This is a genomic window from Flaviaestuariibacter terrae (assembly GCF_054777635.1).
The window spans coordinates 1,025,674-1,042,004 of sequence record NZ_BAAHAL010000006.1; the positions used below are offsets into that span (position 1 = coordinate 1,025,674).

Consider the following 16,331-nt stretch of genomic DNA (forward strand, 5'->3'; position numbering starts at 1 on the left):
CGAATCGGCGCCGGAGGGTTCCCGAAGAAACGAAAAAACACTGTGAATATTTCCTCGTTTATTGCCCGCCGCATCGCCTTCAACCAGCAACGGAGCTTTTCGCGCTTCATCATCCGCCTCAGCACGGTGGCTACGGTCATCAGCGTGATGGTGATGATCGTGACACTTTCCTTTGTCAACGGCTTCCAGGGCGTGGTGAGCCAGAAGGTCTTCTCCTTCTGGGGGCACCTGCGGATCGGCTACCGGCAGCCGGGCAAGAGCGCCATCGCCGAGGAGCTGCCCATCACGCAGAACGACTCGGTTGTGCGCACCGTAAAGAGCATGCCCGCGGTTCAGAGCATTCATCCCTTCGCCACCAAGTACGCCATCCTCAAAACCCCCGACGAGATGGAAGGCACGCTCGTCAAGGGCCTCGACAGCACCTACGACTTCGCGCACCTGGCGCCTTTCCTCGACAGCGGGCGCTGGATCCGCTTCACCGATTCGTCCTACAGCCGCGAGATCGTGGTTTCGCGCTATACCGCCAACCAGCTGCACCTGAAGGTCAACGACCGCCTGCTGATCTACTTCGTGCGCCCCGACGGCTCGCTCCGCCCCGACAAGCTAACGGTGGTGGGGATCTACAAGACCGGTATCGAGGAATACGACAAGACCTTTGCCCTTGGCGACATCCGCCTTATCCGGCGCCTCAATGGCTGGCAGGACAACCAGGTGGGCGGCTACGAGGTATTCCTGAAAGATTATAAGGACATGGACCGCGCAAGCGCCGCCATCTTCTCCGAGCCCTCTTTCCCGCAGCTCTGGGAAACCCACACCATCCGCGAGATCTACCCCAACATCTTCGACTGGCTCGGGATCGTGGGCTCCAACGGCAGCATTCTCCTGGGCATCGTGGCCGTGATCGTCATCATCAACTTTATCACCTGCCTCATCATCCTGGTGCTGGAGCGCGTGCGGATGATCGGCATTCTGAAGGCCGTGGGCGCCACCGATTGGGCCATCCAGAAGATCTTCCTCGTGCACTCGGCGCTCGTGACCATCATCGGCATCAGCATCGGCACGGGCCTCAGCCTGCTGCTGATCTGGCTGCAGCAAAAAACGGGTTTTGTAAAGCTGAAGGAAGAAGAATACTACATGAGTACCGCGGCCGTGCAGATCGACTGGACGCAGATCGGCTGGGTGGTAGGCGCCACGCTCCTGCTGTCGATGCTGGTGCTGCTGATCCCGTCACTGCTGGTGCGGAAGATCCGGCCGATACAGGCGATACGCTTTTCGTAGCCCATCCCCCGGCCCCTTCCCGAAGGGAAGGGGAGTTTGCAAACACGCTCCTTGTTTGTTTGGAGAAAGTCATTCCCCTTCCCTTCGGGAAGGGGTTAGGGGTTGGGCGAGGTGACTCACAATAATCCCCGTAGCCACCGCCGCATTGAGGCTTTCCGCACCTCCAATCCTGGGTATGGTGATCTTTTGCGTGGCACGGGCCAGCAACTCCGGGCGGAGTCCTTTGGATTCGTTGCCGATCAGGAGAATGGCGGCACCGGTTAATTTGGCGTCGTAAAGCGAGGTGCCATCCAAGGCGGCCGCGAGGATGGGTACCTGTTGCCCGTCGAGCCAGTTGTTTTCCTCGTCGTACCAAACGTTTACGCGTGCCAGTGAGGCCATCGTGCTTTGCACCACCTTGGGGTTGAACAGCTCGGCACAGCCGCCGCTGCACACGACGTCGCGGATGCCGAACCAGTCGGCGATGCGGAGAATGGTGCCGAGGTTGCCGGGATCCTGGATGGTATCGAGATACAAGGTCAGCGCGCCGGTACCCTGAGGCTTTATCAGTGCCGGGCGGGTTCCCGTCCACTGCCGTGCAACCAGGAGCACCGCGTGGGGCGTCTGTAGCTGCGAGATGCGTTCGAGCTCTGTTTCCGTGATGGCATGAAGCTGCTGCGGCGGCACGAGGGCGCCGTGGCTCTCGATCCATTCGGGGAGCGCGTACACGGCTTCCACCTGCGCGGGAATGGCTTCGAGCAGCTCGCCCACGACCTTGGGGCCTTCCGCGATAAAGAGACCCGTTTCCGCGCGACCTTTTTTGAGGCCTAATCTTTGAATATCTTTGAGCGCTCCTTTACTCAGCATTGACCGGAATAAATTAAATGGATGAAGACGGCAGCACAACGCTTATACCGCCTCAAAAATAGCTTCTTGTTTGCTGCCCTGATGCTGCTTTCCGCCTGCTCGGTGAAGAATTACCCGATCGGCCGTCCCTTCGTGTACGAAGCCAACGTGCACGTGCAGGACGATTCGCTGAAGCGCGACGACCGCAACGACCTCGAGACGCGTCTCCGCCAGCAGCTCCACGACAGCATCAACGTGCGGCGTGTATCGAAGGCCTTCGTCATCAGCCAGCTCCGCAACCCGCCCGTATACGACAGCGCAAACGCCGACAAGTCGATCGGCTATATTGATGCGCTCATGCACTCGCTCGGCTATTACCGCGACACGGCCTGGTATACGGCCGACACGGTGCGCAAAGGCGACCAGCTGCGCACGACACTCGACTTCTACGTAACACCCGGCAAGCTGACGCTCATCGACTCCATCAGCATCGCGCTGAACGACACCACGCTCAACAGCCCGCGCCAGGCCGCCGCCCTCGACAGCCTGCAGCAGATCACGCTCCGCAACCAGGCCGCGAGCCCCATCCGCAAGGGCGCACCTTTCGCCAAGCCCCTGCTCTCCTCCGAGCTCGACCGCCTCGTGGGCATCTACCACAACAACGGCTTTCTCCGCTTCTCGCGCGAGCAGATGACGATCGTGTTCGATACGGTCGGCATCGCGCTGCTGCGTCCCACCTTCGACCCGCTGGAACAGGCGCGCCTGCTCGAGGCGCTGCAGCGCCGCCGCGACAACCCCGTGGCCGATATTGAATACCGCCTTCGCCCCATCGCCGACACTGGCGTACTGGTGCGCTACCATATCGGCACCATCACCGTGTACCCCGACCTCACCCTCGAGAACGCCAAGCTTCCCAGCCCCACAACGGTACTGGATACGAGCGGCATCTATATCCGCAGCTACCAGGACCTGTTCAAGCACCGCGTGCTCACGAGCAACGTCTACTTCCGCCGCGGTCAGCTCTACGACCAGCGCGTCATCGACCGCACGGCCACCCGCTTCAACAGCCTCGCTGCCTGGCGCATTGCCTCGGTCGATCCGATCCCGCGGGCCGGCACCGACTCGGTCGACATGGTTATCCGCCTCACGCCGGCGGAGAAGTATCACTTCGACATCGGTCTCGAGGGAAGCCAGAACCTGGGCGGCCTGTTCGTGGGCTCGAACCTGGTTGGTATAAACGCCAACCTGCAGAACCGCAACTTCGCGCGGCGCGCCATCCAGGCTACGTACAGCGCGGGCGTGGCCACCGAGATCAACTCCACGGTGACGCAAACGATGCAGGTGTCGGGCGCGGCCTCCTTTGTCTTCCCGCGCCTCATCTTCCCGGCCAACCTGGTCATCTTCCGCAAGTTTCCCATACTGCCGATACCCGTGCGCAACCCATACCGCACAAGCCAGCGTACGTCGCTTGCCCTGGCAACCCGCTACATCCACCGCATCGATTACCTCGACCTGCTCAGCATGAACGCGTCCTGGGGCTACGAGGGATCGCGCAACAACCGGATCGGTTCGGTGCGGATCCCCAACATCGAGTACACGTCGGTGCGGCGCTTCGCCATTCTCGACACGCTGATCAAAAACAACCGCTCCTACCAGTTTCTCTTCAACGACGGCCTGATCATCTCGAGCCTCTGGAACTGGACCGGCACCTGGGCCTCGACCCGGTCGACCCATGTGCTGCGCGGGTCGCTGGAACCGGCGGGTCTCCTCATCAGCCAGATCAACTCGAAATTCCTCGACGAAAACCTGAAGCGCTTTATCAAGCTCGATCTAACCTGGCAGTATAACCGGAAGCTGGGTAACAACCGGGTGCTGGCCACGCGCGCGCTCTTCGGCATCGGCTACAGCATGCCCTTCAGCAATACCGACAGCACGCGCTTTTACCTGCCCTTCTACCGCGCCTACTATGCCGGCGGCGCCAACAGCATGCGGGGCTGGACGCTGCGCAAGCTTGGCCCGGGCTCGAGCATCCAGTCGTTTGCCCGCGACGTAAGCCCCGAGCGTTTCGGCGACATGCAGCTCGAAGGCAACGTGGAGTATCGCTTCCAGGTGGCCAACGTGCGCGGCGTCTTTATCAACAGTGCCCTGTACAGCGACATCGGCAACGTGTGGTATCTGCGTGAGAACCCCGCCTTCCCGAACGGCGAATTCCGCCTCTCGCGCCTCTGGCACGATATCGCGATCGACGTCGGCACCGGCGTTCGTATCGACTTCGGCTTCCTCAAGTTCCGCGTCGACTATGCCTTCAAGATGAAAGACCCGAGCCCTGCCGACCCGCTGGCGCAGAACAAGCTTTTTTACAAGTTTGATGTGCTCAAGGGAACGGTGCAGCTGGGAGTAGACTACCCGTTTTAAGATCTCGGATCGCGGATGTAGGATCGCTGATGTGGATTTCAGATTTTAGATTTTAGATTTCAGATTCGGGTGTATTTGTGGCGAACCGTGTTGTTCGGGGCCTTCTGGTTTGCAAGGAGAGGCCGGAGAAGTGTGTTCCGTGCTCATCTGCCTGCATTTTACCCCGGAGCAACTATGTTCGGGACTTTCCGACGCGCATAAACGAGTAAAACACCCATGGTCGGCGCTTGCACGTGCGCATGCAACGGCCAAACATCGTTGCTCGGCCCTTGCCGGGTTATTTATCAATGATTGACAAAATGGAATCCAAAGGGAATGTTTGCTGGCAAACTGCCCTTGGGAAAGCATTTCTGTAGGCGGGTCGAGCAGGCATTGGTAGCGCACTGCCCCTTAGGGGCAGCATGTCTGTAGCCCCGGGTCGCAGACCCGGGGAAAACGACGGAAATGGAACGGCGCCCTGTAGGGGCGCTATGTTTTTCCTGGGGCTTAAGCCCCCGGAACATGGCCCGGAAGGCTGCAGAGACATAAATCAAGGGATTGCTTCGCTCGCAATGACGGGATTGGTCACCGCTCACCTGCTCACTCGCTCACCTCAAGCTCACTCGCTCACCTGCTCACCGCTCACTCGCTGACCTGCCCACCCGCTTCGCGGGCCAGCTCCTCGCGGATGATCGCTTCCCACTCGCCGACGGTCTTCGCGTCGCTGTTGCGGAAAGGGCCGATGCGGGTGCGGCAGAGGGCGCTCAGGTAGCCGCCAACACCGAGGGCCGCGCCGAAATCGTGGGCCAGGGAGCGGATATAGGTGCCCGTGGAGCACACGACGCGGAAGTCGACCTCGGGTCCTTCGATCCGCGTGATCTCGAATTCCCTGATGGTCACCGTGCGCGGCTCGAGCACAACCTCCTTGCCGGCGCGGGCGAGCTCGTAGAGCCGCTTGCCGTCTTTCTTGATAGCCGAATGCGCCGGCGGCAGCTGCTGGATGGTTCCGGTAAATTGTGCCGTGGCGGACCGTATTTGCTCGGGAGTGAGCTGATCGATGGGAACAAAGTCCTGCGGCTCGCTTTCGAGGTCGTAGGTGGGCGTGCGGGCGCCAAGCGTGATGGTGCCGGTGTATTCCTTCTCCTGCGCCATATACTCGTTGATCTTCTTGGTAAACTTCCCGGTGCAGATGATCAGCAGGCCCGTGGCCAGCGGATCGAGGGTGCCGGCATGCCCCACCTTCTTGATCCGCATCGTGTTGCGCAGCTTGCGCACGGCGTCGAACGACGTCCAGCGGTATTCCTTGTTCACGAGCAGTACCTGCCCTTCCTCGTATATGTTGGGGGTCTTTTCCATCAGCCCACAAAAGTAATTCTCAATGTTCAACGCTCAATTCCCAATGTTCAAGGCCACTTGAGCATTGAATATTGAAAATTGAGAATTGAGAATTTCACTCAGATCCCCTGCCGGTTCTTCACTTCGAGGTACTTGTTGATCGCCTGGACGGTGAGGTTCTCGGGCGTTGTCAGGAGCGCGATGATGCCGTGCTTGCGGAGCTCGCGGACGATGAGGCGCTTTTCCTGCGCAAACTTTTCGGCGATGGTCTTGATGTAAATGTCCTCGAGGTTTTTCGTATTGCTCTCGCGAAGCGTCTTCAGCTCGGTGTTCTCGAAAAACACCACTACAAGCAGGTGGTAATGTGCCATCCGCTGCAGCGAAGGAAGCTCGCGCTCGAGGCTCTCGAAGGATTCGAAGTTGGTGAACAGCACCAGCAGGCTTCGCTGCGTGATGCGGTTGCGCACCACCGCAAACAGCTTTTCAAAGTCGACGTCGAGGAATGTCGTCTCCTCGCGGTACAGCGTTTCGAGTATCTGTGTGAACTGCCCCGGCTTCTTGTCGGCGGCCAGGAACGAGTCGGTCTTTTGCCCGAAGGTGATGAGGCCGGCCTTGTCCTGCCGCATCAGCGCCACGTTGCTCAGCACAAGCGCCGCGTTGATCGAGTAATCGAGCAGCGTCATTCCTTCGAAGGGCATCTTCATGGCGCGGCCCTTGTTGATGATGCAATACACCTGCTGGCTGCGCTCGTCGGTGAAGTTGTTGACCATCAGGTCGCCGCGGCGGGCCGTTGCCTTCCAGTTAACGGTGCGGTAGTCGTCGCCGCGCACATACTCCTTGATTGCCTCAAACTCGAGGGAGTGACCAAGGGCGCGCTGCCGCTTGATACCGGCCTCCTGGAGGCGGTTGGCGGCGGCCAGCAGCTGGAAGCGGCGCACCTGCATAAAGCTCGGGTACACCTTCACCACCTGCTCCTGCGGGAAGCGGAAACGGCGCCACGCAAAGCCAAGCGGACCGCGCACCAGCACGTTGATCGCACCGAAGCGGTATTCGCCGCGCTGCTGCGGCTTCAGCAGGTACTCGATCGTTTCCTTTTGCCCGGAAGCGATGCTGGCAGTGCGCTTCCAATGACGCTCCTGGAACTGGTAGGGCAGCTCGTCGATGATCTCCGTATGCACGGGAAACGAATAGCCGTTGTGGAGCTCCAGCAGCACCTTGTTGTCGTCGCCGTTGCTGAAGCGGTCGGGCGCCACGCGGGCCGCGCGGAAAACCTTGCGGCTATAGAGCAGCACGGTGTCGGCCAGCAGAGCGAGCACGAGACCGAGCAGCAGCAATTGCACCACCGGGAACAGGAACGGCTTGAAGTAGGTGCCGATAAAGAGCGCGCACAGCACGAAGCCCAGGTAGTACACCTTGCGGTCGGGGAAGAACGAGCTGCGGTTGAGCAAAAATTTCAGGAAGCGCATCAGCGGGGTATGTCCATGGATTGCAGGATCTGTTTGATCACGGCATCTTCGGTCACGCCTTCCATTTCTTTTTCGGGCGAGAGGATGATGCGGTGGCGCAGCACGGGCGGGATCACCTCGAGCAGGTCGTCGGGTGTTACGAAGTCGCGGCCGTTGAGGGCGGCCATGGCCTTGCCTGCGTTCATCACGGCGATGGAGGCACGGGGCGATGCGCCGAGGTAGATCGACTTGTGGTTGCGCGTCTGGTGCACGAAGGTGGCGATGAACTGCAGCAGCTTCGGGTCGACCACGAAGGAGCGCACCTGCTGGCGCAGGCGGATCACCTCCTCGCGGCGCAGCACGGGCTGCACGGCAGCGAGCACATCGGCAGTACCCATCTGGCTGAACTGCTGGAGGATCGTATACTCCTGCTCCGCCGTCGGGTACGGCACCACGATCTTGAAGAGGAAGCGATCGAGCTGGGCTTCGGGAAGCCGGTAGGTTCCCTCCTGCTCGATGGGGTTCTGCGTGGCGATGACCATAAAGGGCGGCGCCATCGGGTAGGTCTTGCCGTCGATGGTGATCTGGCGTTCCTCCATCACTTCAAAAAGCGCCGACTGGGTTTTGGCCGGGGCGCGGTTGATCTCGTCGATGAGCACAACGTTGCTGAAGAGCGGGCCTTTCTTGAAGTCGAAGGTGCCTTCGCGCGGGTTGAACACGGGGGTGCCGAGCACGTCGGAAGGCATCAGGTCGGGCGTGAACTGGATGCGCGAGAAGGGTACGTCGAGGCTTTTGGCCGTGAGCTTGGCGGAAAGCGTTTTGGCAACGCCGGGCACGCCTTCGAGCAGCACGTGTCCGTCGGCAAGAAGGGCGGTGATGATGAGCCGCACGAGCTCATCCTGCCCCACGATGACGCGGCGGATCTGCTGCTGTACCGCGTCGATGGCGCTGCTGAGCGCGCTGAGGTCGGTACGTTGCGCGAAGACGTCTTGTTCCATACTATCCATGTTGGTAATAGTTTTCGAGTTGCTGATGTAATTGAATGAGTTGTTTCGCCGAAGTGCTTTCGAGGGCGCGGATGTCGGCGATCAGCGCCAGCAGGTGATCGAGCTCCCCGCGCGGGTAACCCGAGCGGGCTTCGAGGCGGCGGGCAAATTCCTCGTCGAGCACCGTCGTTTGAATCTTGTACTGCTGCCGCACGTGGTCGAGGAAATAGGTGATCATCTTGCTGGCGAGGTCGTGGTGATCGCGCTTGTCGTAATAAAGGCGGCCCACAGTCTTTACGAAGTCGAGCGAATCGTTGGTCGGCCGCTCGTAGGGCGGTATCCAGCGCTGGCGCCGGCGCATTTCCGACAATGCATAAAGCAGCAGCAAGGCAAGCAGGAGGCCAAGTGCCCACGAAAACGCCTTGTAGCGCAGGAGTATGCCGAGCCAGTTGGGTTCCTTCTCATCGCCGCTGCTGTTCTTGCTGATATAATACTCGCTCCAGCCGATGCGCTTCAGATCGGGCGGAAGCACCGAGAGTGCAGCGGCCAGGTATTGCTCGTTGCCCGGCTGCAGCAGGAAATAATTGCTGAAGGCCAGCGGCGACGCATGTACGAAAATGGCGCCCTTGCCCACGGTGAACTGCAGGAAGTTGGGTTGCCCGCCGTTGCGCGTACCGAGCAGCACAGTGCTGTCGGCGTTGTTCCGGATCAGCAGCGAGCTGATGTCCGTGCCGGGGCAGTGGAAGCTGCGGCTGGCAAAGCGCGGCGTCTCGAGCGCCACGGTCAGCGAATCGGCGTCGTCCGACATGCTTTGCCGTGCATCGATGTGCAGGGCTTTGCACAGGTTATCGGAAAAGCCGGCACCCACGAAGTACACGTAGTTGCCATGCGCTGCAAATTCGAGCAGGTCATCCACCTCGTCGTCGTCGGCATCGATATAATAACCCATGAACAGGAGGGCCTGCTTGTCGCTGTACCGCGAAACCGAATCGGAGTGCCCCGGAACGGCGCGGTCGTTATAAACGGTTGCGCCGGGGAAAAGCTTCGGCAGCATCTGCCGCGCGAGGAAGGTTCCATAAGGTATCCGGTCTTCGCGCCGCAGCGTGGGCGTGTTGTCGAACTGGCGGTCGCCGCTCTTACGTGCTACGTAGATGACGCCCCCAAGGAGCAGCAGAGCGAGGAGCAGCAAGGGTGCGTAGCGCTTCATGAAAAACGGGTTTTCAGGTGAGCGACGTCCTGCTGCATCCGCTCGTAGGCGGTCTGCGTTACCGGGAGCATACCGTACCAGGCATATTCGAAGGTGCGCGTGATGCGGAAGAAATCGGTATAATAAGCACTTCCCCAGAGCTGGCTGACATAAACGCCATTGGTTGCGCCGGAGCGGTACTGGATGATATTGCGATCGGAGAGCTCGCGCAGCAGCTGCAGGTAGCGCAGGCGTATGGCAAGGCGGTAATCGCCGCCCGCCACGGCCGCAGCGATCTCGCGTTCGAAGTTGCGGTTGAAGATATCCTCGGCAGCCTCCGCCTCCTCTTCGCTCCCAAGCTCCACGCCCCGCTTTGCAAAGACGTTGATGTTGATCGACAGCAGGAACATATGGAGCAGCGCCAGGATGACTGCCGTGATCAGGATCCAGAATACAAAAGATGGTATGCCGAGGGGCTCACTGGGCGATGAACGCTCGGGCGCAGCTTGCTTCTTGTGCTTTTTCTTCCGGTAGTTCCAATACCAGAAATCGTCCTCGGCGCGCGCGTTGTCAAGATCGCCGGGCGGCAACGGGCGAACAGCCACGCGGCTGCTGTCGGCGGCCACCGGCTTGCCGATCGCCCAGGTGCTGTCGGCTTCGCTTTCGCTGCTGGTCGCGTAGTCCGGATCCTCGTCAGAGGATGTCGTAACAGTATCGGTCAGGGTCGCCGGCACATCGGTGGCATAAGCCGTATCCTGCTGGGCACGTGGTACCAGCGGGCCGAGCAGGAAAGCCAGCACAAAAAGGTATCGGTATCTACGCATGGGCCCCCTTATTTTCCAGAGCCTCGCGGCGATGCAGTTGCCAGGGGTAAACGATAAAGTACCAAACGATGAAGGTGCCCGTCACCAGCAGAATACTGAGGCTATAACCGATAGGCATCTTGTAGTGGCGGGTGATAAAGCCTTCGATGAACGCAGCCACCATGAACACGGGGATAAGGGCCACAATGATCTTCACGCCGTCTTTGACGCCTTCCTGGAAGGCCTTCATGCGGCGCTGCGTTCCGGGAAACAGGAAGCTGGTGCCCATGATGAGCCCTGCGCCGCAGGTGACGATGATGGCCGTCAGCTCGAGGAGCCCGTGCAGCAGCACGGTGACCACCGCGTTGGCGCCGAGGCCGTGCGCATAGAACATGTGCTCGAAAGCGCCGAGCCGGATCGCTTCTTTGCCGAGTGCCAGGATGCTCGGAATGCCGAGCGCGAGGCCCCGGAAGAAATAGGTGAAGGAAACGATGATGTTATTGAGCATGATCTGGATCCACATCAGGAAAGGACCCGTTTGTGCGTAGACGTTGAAGGGATTGCCCTGCTCAATGTTGCGCTCCGTCATGTCGACATACTGGTTGCCCAGCACCTGCCGCACGAAGGTGCGGTCGTGAAGCGCCGAGAAGAAACCGACGGAAAAGAAGACGATAAACACACCAAGTGCGAAGAGCAGCATCAGGTGGCGCCGTGCGATCGTGCGCGGCACATCGTAGCGGAAGAAATGCGCGAGCCGGTTCGACGGGTCCTTGCGGTTCTGGTAGATGCTCAGGTAGATGCGCGATGCCAGTGCGTTGAGGTATACCGTGATCTTGCTGCTTGGGTAAAAGGTCTTGGCGTAGGCCAGGTCGTTGACCAGCCGGGTGAAGTTGCTGGCGGTTTCATCGGCATTGGCGGCGCGCTCCTGCTCAATCTGCTCCCAGCGGTCCTTGTTCTTCTTGATAAATAAGCCTTCGCGCAACGGTAACTTGTTTAGGCTCCGTAAAATACAGAAATTTCCCTTCCAAATCCTGTAACTTGTTGGCGCTCTATGTCGACGATACATATACCTACGAGTTTCAACATCAGCATCACCTTTCCGGCCGCCCCGTTTCACCGCCGACTGGGCGCCTGGCTTATCGATATCGTGGTGCTGGTGCTTTATTACTGGATCCTGTTCCACCTGTTCACCGGCTACGAGGTCGGCCTCGGCCGCAACACGGGCAACAACGAAATACCGACGGCGATCTTCTGGTTCCTGGCCGTTGTGCCGCCCCTCACCTACCACCCCCTCTGCGAGCTCGTCTTCGGCGGGCAAAGCCTGGGCAAGCGGCTGCTCGGACTTCGCGTCATCAACGACCGCGGCGGTCGCCCCAGCGTGAGCCAGGTGCTGATCCGCTGGGTGATCCGTACCTCCGATTTTATGGTGGTGATCATCATGCTATCCTCGGCCGCCGGCGGTGGCGCGCAGATGGTAACGCAGGCCGGCGTAGCCTTCGGGCTGCTCGTGCTCGACATCATCCTGGTAAACGTCACCCCACGGCAGCAGCGGCTTGGCGATATCCTGGCCCATACCCTGCTGATCCGGACAAAGCAAAAGGCCGGAATCGACGAGACCATCTTCCAGCACGTCAAGGACAGTTATACGCCGCAGTTCCCGCAGGTGCTCCAACTCTCCGACCGTGATATCAATGCCATCAAGAACATCCTCGACTCGGCCCAAAAGCACCACGACTACGGCCTCGCCGACCGCGCCGCCGAAAAGATCAAGGGGCACCTCAACATCAGCAACAGCATGTCGCCGTTCGAATTCCTGGCGGTGCTACTGAAGGATTATAATTACCTGACGACACACTAGACCTCACCCCTAACCCCTCTCCGGTACGGAGAGGGGGAATAAAAAAAGCGGATGCTTCCAGCATCCGTTTTTTGTTTGTGAGTCTTGTTCCCCTCTCCGTACCGGAGAGGGGCGGGGTGAGGTCAATACGCCCGTGCAAACAGCACACGCTGCGTGCTCGGCTTGCCGGTGAGGATGCACGTTCCTTCCTGTTGCGGGTTATCGATCGGGATGCAGCGGATGGTGGCCTTTGTCTTTTCCTTGATGGCGTTCTCGGTTTCTTCGGTGCCGTCCCAGTGCGCGGACACGAAGCCGGTCTTTTCGTCGAGCGTGCGCTCGAAATCTTCCCAGCTGTCAACCTCCGTGATGTGGGCATCGCGGAAGGCTTTGGCGCGGCTGAACAGGTTATCCTGGATCTCCACAAGCAGCTTGCTGATATACGAAGCGAGTCCTTCGATGGGCACGCTGGTCTTTTCTTTTGTATCGCGGCGGGCGATCTCCACAACGCCGTTGGCGAGGTCGCGGGCGCCGAGCGTCACGCGGACGGGAACACCCTTCAGCTCGTATTCGGCAAACTTCCATCCGGCGCGCTGGTTGTCGTTGTCGTCGTACTTGGCGCGGATGCCGGCGCCTTTCAATTCCTGCAGCAGCTTGTCGGCATGGGGCGCCATTTCGGCCTTTCCTTCCTCGCCTTTATAGATCGGAACGATCACCACCTGCAGCGGGGCGATCCGCGGCGGGAGCACCAGGCCCTGGTCGTCGGAGTGCGCCATCACGAGGCCGCCGATAAGACGCGTGCTCACACCCCAGGAGGTGGCCCACACGTATTCGAGCTTGTTTTCTTTCGTGAGGTATTTTACCTCGAAGGCCTTGGCGAAATTCTGCCCGAGGAAGTGCGAGGTTCCGGCCTGCAGCGCCTTGCCGTCCTGCATCAGCGCCTCGATGCAATAGGTGTCTTCCGCACCGGCAAATCGTTCGGCGGGCGTCTTCACACCCTTGATCACCGGCAGGGCCATGTACTCCTCGGCAAAGGTGGCATACACGTCGAGCATCTGCTTTGTTTCCACCACGGCTTCTTCGGCAGTGGCGTGCGCGGTATGGCCTTCCTGCCACAGGAATTCGGCAGTGCGGAGGAAGAGGCGCGTGCGCATTTCCCAGCGTACCACGTTGGCCCATTGGTTGACGAGAATCGGCAGGTCGCGGTAGCTCTGGATCCAGTCTTTATACGTATTCCAGATGATGGCCTCCGAGGTGGGACGCACCACGAGCTCTTCCTCGAGCTTTGCTTCGGGGTCGACCATCAGCTTGCCGGGGCGCGCGGGGTCGGTCTTGAGGCGGTAGTGGGTTACGATGGCGCACTCCTTGGCAAAGCCTTCGGCGTTCTTCTCCTCGGCTTCGAAGAGGCTCTTGGGCACGAAGAGCGGGAAGTAGGCGTTCTGGTGGCCGGTGTCCTTGAACATGCGGTCGAGCACGTCGCGCATGTTCTCCCACAGTGCGTAGCCATAGGGCTTGATCACCATGCAGCCGCGAACGGCGGAGTAATCGGCGAGGCCGCCGCGTATAATGAGGTCATTGTACCATTGCGAATAATCCTGTTCCCGGGACGTAATTGCGTTGCTCATGTCTTATCGCGATATTTGCTAATGTTTTGTGAAGGGAGGTCCGGCTATACAACTGATAATGGGGTATTAGTCAACTTTACAGCAGGGCCCGTCCGGCTTGCGGACGGGGCGCCCAAAAGTAACACATCCCGGCTCATTCCGTTCTAACCTTTAAAGAAGCGCGTATGAAACCTCTTTTACCCCTCCTGGCCTTTTCCGTTGCGGTGGTAAGCTGCAGCACCCCCTACAAGTCGGGACAAACGCCCGACGACGTGTATTATTCGACGGCGCGCCCGGAGCGCGAGTATGTGGAGGTTGACACACGCCGCGAGGAGTCGCCGCGCGCGGAAACCCGCGAAGACCGCTTCATCCGCATGCGCGTCCGCAACCGTGACCGCTGGTCACAGTTCGACGATTACTACAGCGATCCCTACGCCTATCACGCCACGACCTGCAATTGCCAATGCAACGGCAACCCGCGTCTTTCCTGGAGCTATTACTATTCGCCTTACTCCCCGTATTACCACGGGTACGCCTATGTGCCCCCGCGCCCGGCTGTTCCGAACCGCCCGCGCAATTTCAACTTCGAGTCGTATCGCCCGCCAGCCGCACCCGCCACGAACAGCAGCGGCAAGCCCGAAGCTTACAGTACGCCGGCACAACCGGCCGGCAGCAACGGGTCGACGGGCAGCACACGCGGTGGCGGACTGCGCAGCGTTTTCAACAACAGCTCGTCGTCCTCATCCTCGTCTTCTTCCGGCAGCTCCTCGTCCTCTTCGTCGGGCTCGTCTTCGTCGAGCGCGCCGCGGAACGCCCCGGTACGCCGCTTCTGATATCGCGATTGCTTATTCATCCACCGCAAGAAACGCTTTATGAAAAAAGGGTTCCTGATCCTCTATACCCTGCTGGCAGCCACTTCCGGCTATGCGCAGGATCCGTCTGACGCTCTCCGCTTTTCGTTTACGGCTCCCGGCGGCACGGCGCGCCAGCAAGCCATCGGCGGCAGCATGGGCTCACTCGGCGGCGACTATTCAGCCACCTTCGTCAACCCCGCGGGGCTTGGCTTTTACCACACAAGCGACGCGCTGCTCACACCGGCCTTTCACTGGAGCAATACACGCGCTACCTATATCGGCCGCAGCGAATCCAGCAATGACCGCCGCTTCGACCTGAATGCCCTCGGGCTCGTACTCGGCGGAAGCCACAATGGAAAAGGGATGGCCGTGACCCTGGGCTTTACCACGCAGGCCGACTTCCGCAGCGAGCTGCTGTATCGCGGCCGCAATAATTCATCGTCCTACTCGCAGCGCTTTATCGAGGAGCTTGCCCGCAACGGCGTGCGCGATTCCACGGCGGCCTACCTCTATCCCTTCGGAAGCAGCCTGGCGCTGAACACCTATTGGCTCGACCCGGTACGCAACAGCAGCGGCCAGGTGACCGGCTTCAGTACGAACTCGCCCATTGCAAGCGGACTGTTGCAGGAGCAAAAGATCAGCAACCGCGGCGGCATGTACGAGTTCGCCATTGGCGCGGGCGCACAGGTGACCAGCAAATGGTTCTTCGGCGCAACGGTGGGTGTGCCCATCCTGTACTACAACCGCAAGTCGACCTTCACGGAGGCCGACGCCGGCAACGACACGAGCAACCGCTTCGACTATGCGGCCTTCCAGGAAAACCTGACCACGAAAGGCACGGGGCTGAACCTTCGCCTGGGCGCCATCTACAAACCCGCCGAATTCTGGCGTCTTGGTCTCGCCCTGCAAACGCCGACACTCTACAGCCTCACCGACGAATTCGATTATACCCTGACCACGAACACCGAGCACTACCAGGGGGAACTGTACGATGCGTCGAAGGATTACAACGACGGCAATGCCAACGAATTCAAGTACCGGATGACGACCCCGTGGAAGGCTACGGGAAGCATTTCGTATGTGCTCCGCGAGATCGAGGATGTGACGAAGCAGCGCGGCTTTCTGACGGCTGATGTCGAATACGTGCACTACCGCGGAATGCGCTACCTGCAGGACGCCGACCAGCAGACCGACGACAGCGGCAACAAGGACTATTTCAAATCGGTCAACAAAACCATTAAGGACATCTACAAAGGTGCCTTCAATTTCCGCGTTGGTGGCGAGCTCAAGTTCACCACCCTGATGTTCCGCGCGGGCGCGGCCTGGTACGGCAACCCGTACAAGGATGTCAACGGCGGTACCGGCAACCGCTTCAACCTGAGCGGCGGCATCGGCTACCGGCACAAAGGGCTTTTCATCGACCTTACCTACGTGCACAGCCAGCAAAAAGACCTGCACGCCCCCTACCGCCTGGCAGATGCCGCTTACTACGTGGCGGAAACAAAGCGCACGCAGGGCAACGTACTGCTGACGTTCGGGACGAAGTTTTAAAAGGGAAAGAAGGGTCGGAACCGGTAAGAGGCTGTCTAAAATTAAGTGGTTGATTACCTGGTTGTACGTCCTGCCTCGAAGAGGCAGCATATCGGTAGCCCCGGGTGCAACCCGGGGTAGCGTGAGCCGGAGCGAAAAGTGCGCCCTGTAGGGGCGCCACTTTATCCTGGGGGCTTAAGCCCCCGGGAGGGGCCGTTCTACGCGGTGGCATCCCTACGGGGTGCGCTATCGACCTG

The 16,331-nt window shown here is 59.9% G+C and carries 13 protein-coding genes; 5 read left to right on the top strand and 8 right to left on the bottom strand.

Annotated features, from left to right (window positions below; all coding sequences use genetic code 11):
* Window positions 1-42 precede the first annotated feature (42 nt).
* Window positions 43-1,278: an ABC transporter permease gene (locus tag ACYU7Z_RS05215; protein WP_460568084.1), complete on the top strand. Its 1,236-nt coding sequence runs from the start codon at window positions 43-45 to the stop codon at window positions 1,276-1,278.
* Window positions 1,279-1,347: 69 nt separating this feature from the next.
* Here the strand turns inward: ACYU7Z_RS05215 and ACYU7Z_RS05220 are convergent, their stop codons facing one another.
* Window positions 1,348-2,124 carry a TrmH family RNA methyltransferase gene (locus ACYU7Z_RS05220; RefSeq protein ID WP_460568086.1) on the bottom strand — a complete coding sequence of 259 codons (777 nt, stop codon included), beginning with the start codon at window positions 2,122-2,124 and terminating at the stop codon, window positions 1,348-1,350.
* Window positions 2,125-2,145: 21 nt separating this feature from the next.
* Here ACYU7Z_RS05220 and ACYU7Z_RS05225 point away from each other — a divergent pair, with 21 nt between their 5' ends.
* Window positions 2,146-4,518, top strand: coding sequence for a BamA/TamA family outer membrane protein (locus ACYU7Z_RS05225; RefSeq protein ID WP_460568088.1), 2,373 nt, complete (start codon window positions 2,146-2,148; stop codon window positions 4,516-4,518).
* A 621-nt stretch (window positions 4,519-5,139) separates the two neighbouring features.
* Here the strand turns inward: ACYU7Z_RS05225 and truB are convergent.
* From truB to ACYU7Z_RS05255, 6 genes are all read right to left on the bottom strand, one after another.
* Complete coding sequence (gene truB / locus ACYU7Z_RS05230; protein WP_460568090.1) at window positions 5,140-5,853, bottom strand: tRNA pseudouridine synthase B; 714 nt, start codon at window positions 5,851-5,853, stop codon at window positions 5,140-5,142.
* A 98-nt stretch (window positions 5,854-5,951) separates the two neighbouring features.
* The gene (locus tag ACYU7Z_RS05235; protein ID WP_460568092.1) at window positions 5,952-7,298 is read right to left on the bottom strand and encodes a DUF58 domain-containing protein; all 1,347 of its coding nucleotides are present in this window, start codon (window positions 7,296-7,298) and stop codon (window positions 5,952-5,954) included.
* Window positions 7,298-8,275 carry an AAA family ATPase gene (locus ACYU7Z_RS05240; RefSeq protein ID WP_460568094.1) on the bottom strand — a complete coding sequence of 326 codons (978 nt, stop codon included), beginning with the start codon at window positions 8,273-8,275 and terminating at the stop codon, window positions 7,298-7,300. The genes ACYU7Z_RS05235 and ACYU7Z_RS05240 overlap by 1 nt, the downstream gene beginning before the upstream one ends.
* A gap of 1 nt (window position 8,276) precedes the next feature.
* A complete protein-coding gene (locus ACYU7Z_RS05245) occupies window positions 8,277-9,470 on the bottom strand; it encodes a DUF4350 domain-containing protein (protein WP_460568096.1) in 1,194 nt (397 codons plus the stop codon).
* The gene (locus tag ACYU7Z_RS05250) at window positions 9,467-10,273 is read right to left on the bottom strand and encodes a DUF4129 domain-containing protein (RefSeq protein ID WP_460568098.1); all 807 of its coding nucleotides are present in this window, start codon (window positions 10,271-10,273) and stop codon (window positions 9,467-9,469) included. Before ACYU7Z_RS05250 ends, ACYU7Z_RS05245 begins: the two co-directional genes overlap by 4 nt.
* On the bottom strand, window positions 10,266-11,234 hold the full coding sequence (locus ACYU7Z_RS05255; protein WP_460568100.1) for a stage II sporulation protein M: 969 nt from the start codon (window positions 11,232-11,234) through the stop codon (window positions 10,266-10,268). Before ACYU7Z_RS05255 ends, ACYU7Z_RS05250 begins: the two co-directional genes overlap by 8 nt.
* A 69-nt stretch (window positions 11,235-11,303) precedes the next feature.
* On the opposite strand from ACYU7Z_RS05255, the gene ACYU7Z_RS05260 reads away from it, so the two are divergent.
* The gene (locus tag ACYU7Z_RS05260; RefSeq protein WP_460568102.1) at window positions 11,304-12,110 is read left to right on the top strand and encodes an RDD family protein; all 807 of its coding nucleotides are present in this window, start codon (window positions 11,304-11,306) and stop codon (window positions 12,108-12,110) included.
* Between the two features lie 122 nt (window positions 12,111-12,232).
* Here ACYU7Z_RS05260 and proS read toward each other — a convergent pair whose 3' ends face one another.
* Complete coding sequence (gene proS / locus ACYU7Z_RS05265) at window positions 12,233-13,711, bottom strand: proline--tRNA ligase (RefSeq protein WP_460568105.1); 1,479 nt, start codon at window positions 13,709-13,711, stop codon at window positions 12,233-12,235.
* Between the two features lie 164 nt (window positions 13,712-13,875).
* Between proS and ACYU7Z_RS05270 the strand changes: the two genes are divergently transcribed.
* Both ACYU7Z_RS05270 and ACYU7Z_RS05275 read left to right on the top strand, forming a co-directional pair.
* On the top strand, window positions 13,876-14,523 hold the full coding sequence (locus ACYU7Z_RS05270) for a hypothetical protein (RefSeq protein WP_460568107.1): 648 nt from the start codon (window positions 13,876-13,878) through the stop codon (window positions 14,521-14,523).
* Between the two features lie 39 nt (window positions 14,524-14,562).
* Window positions 14,563-16,095: an OmpP1/FadL family transporter gene (locus tag ACYU7Z_RS05275; RefSeq protein ID WP_460568108.1), complete on the top strand. Its 1,533-nt coding sequence runs from the start codon at window positions 14,563-14,565 to the stop codon at window positions 16,093-16,095.
* Window positions 16,096-16,331: the final 236 nt, after the last annotated feature.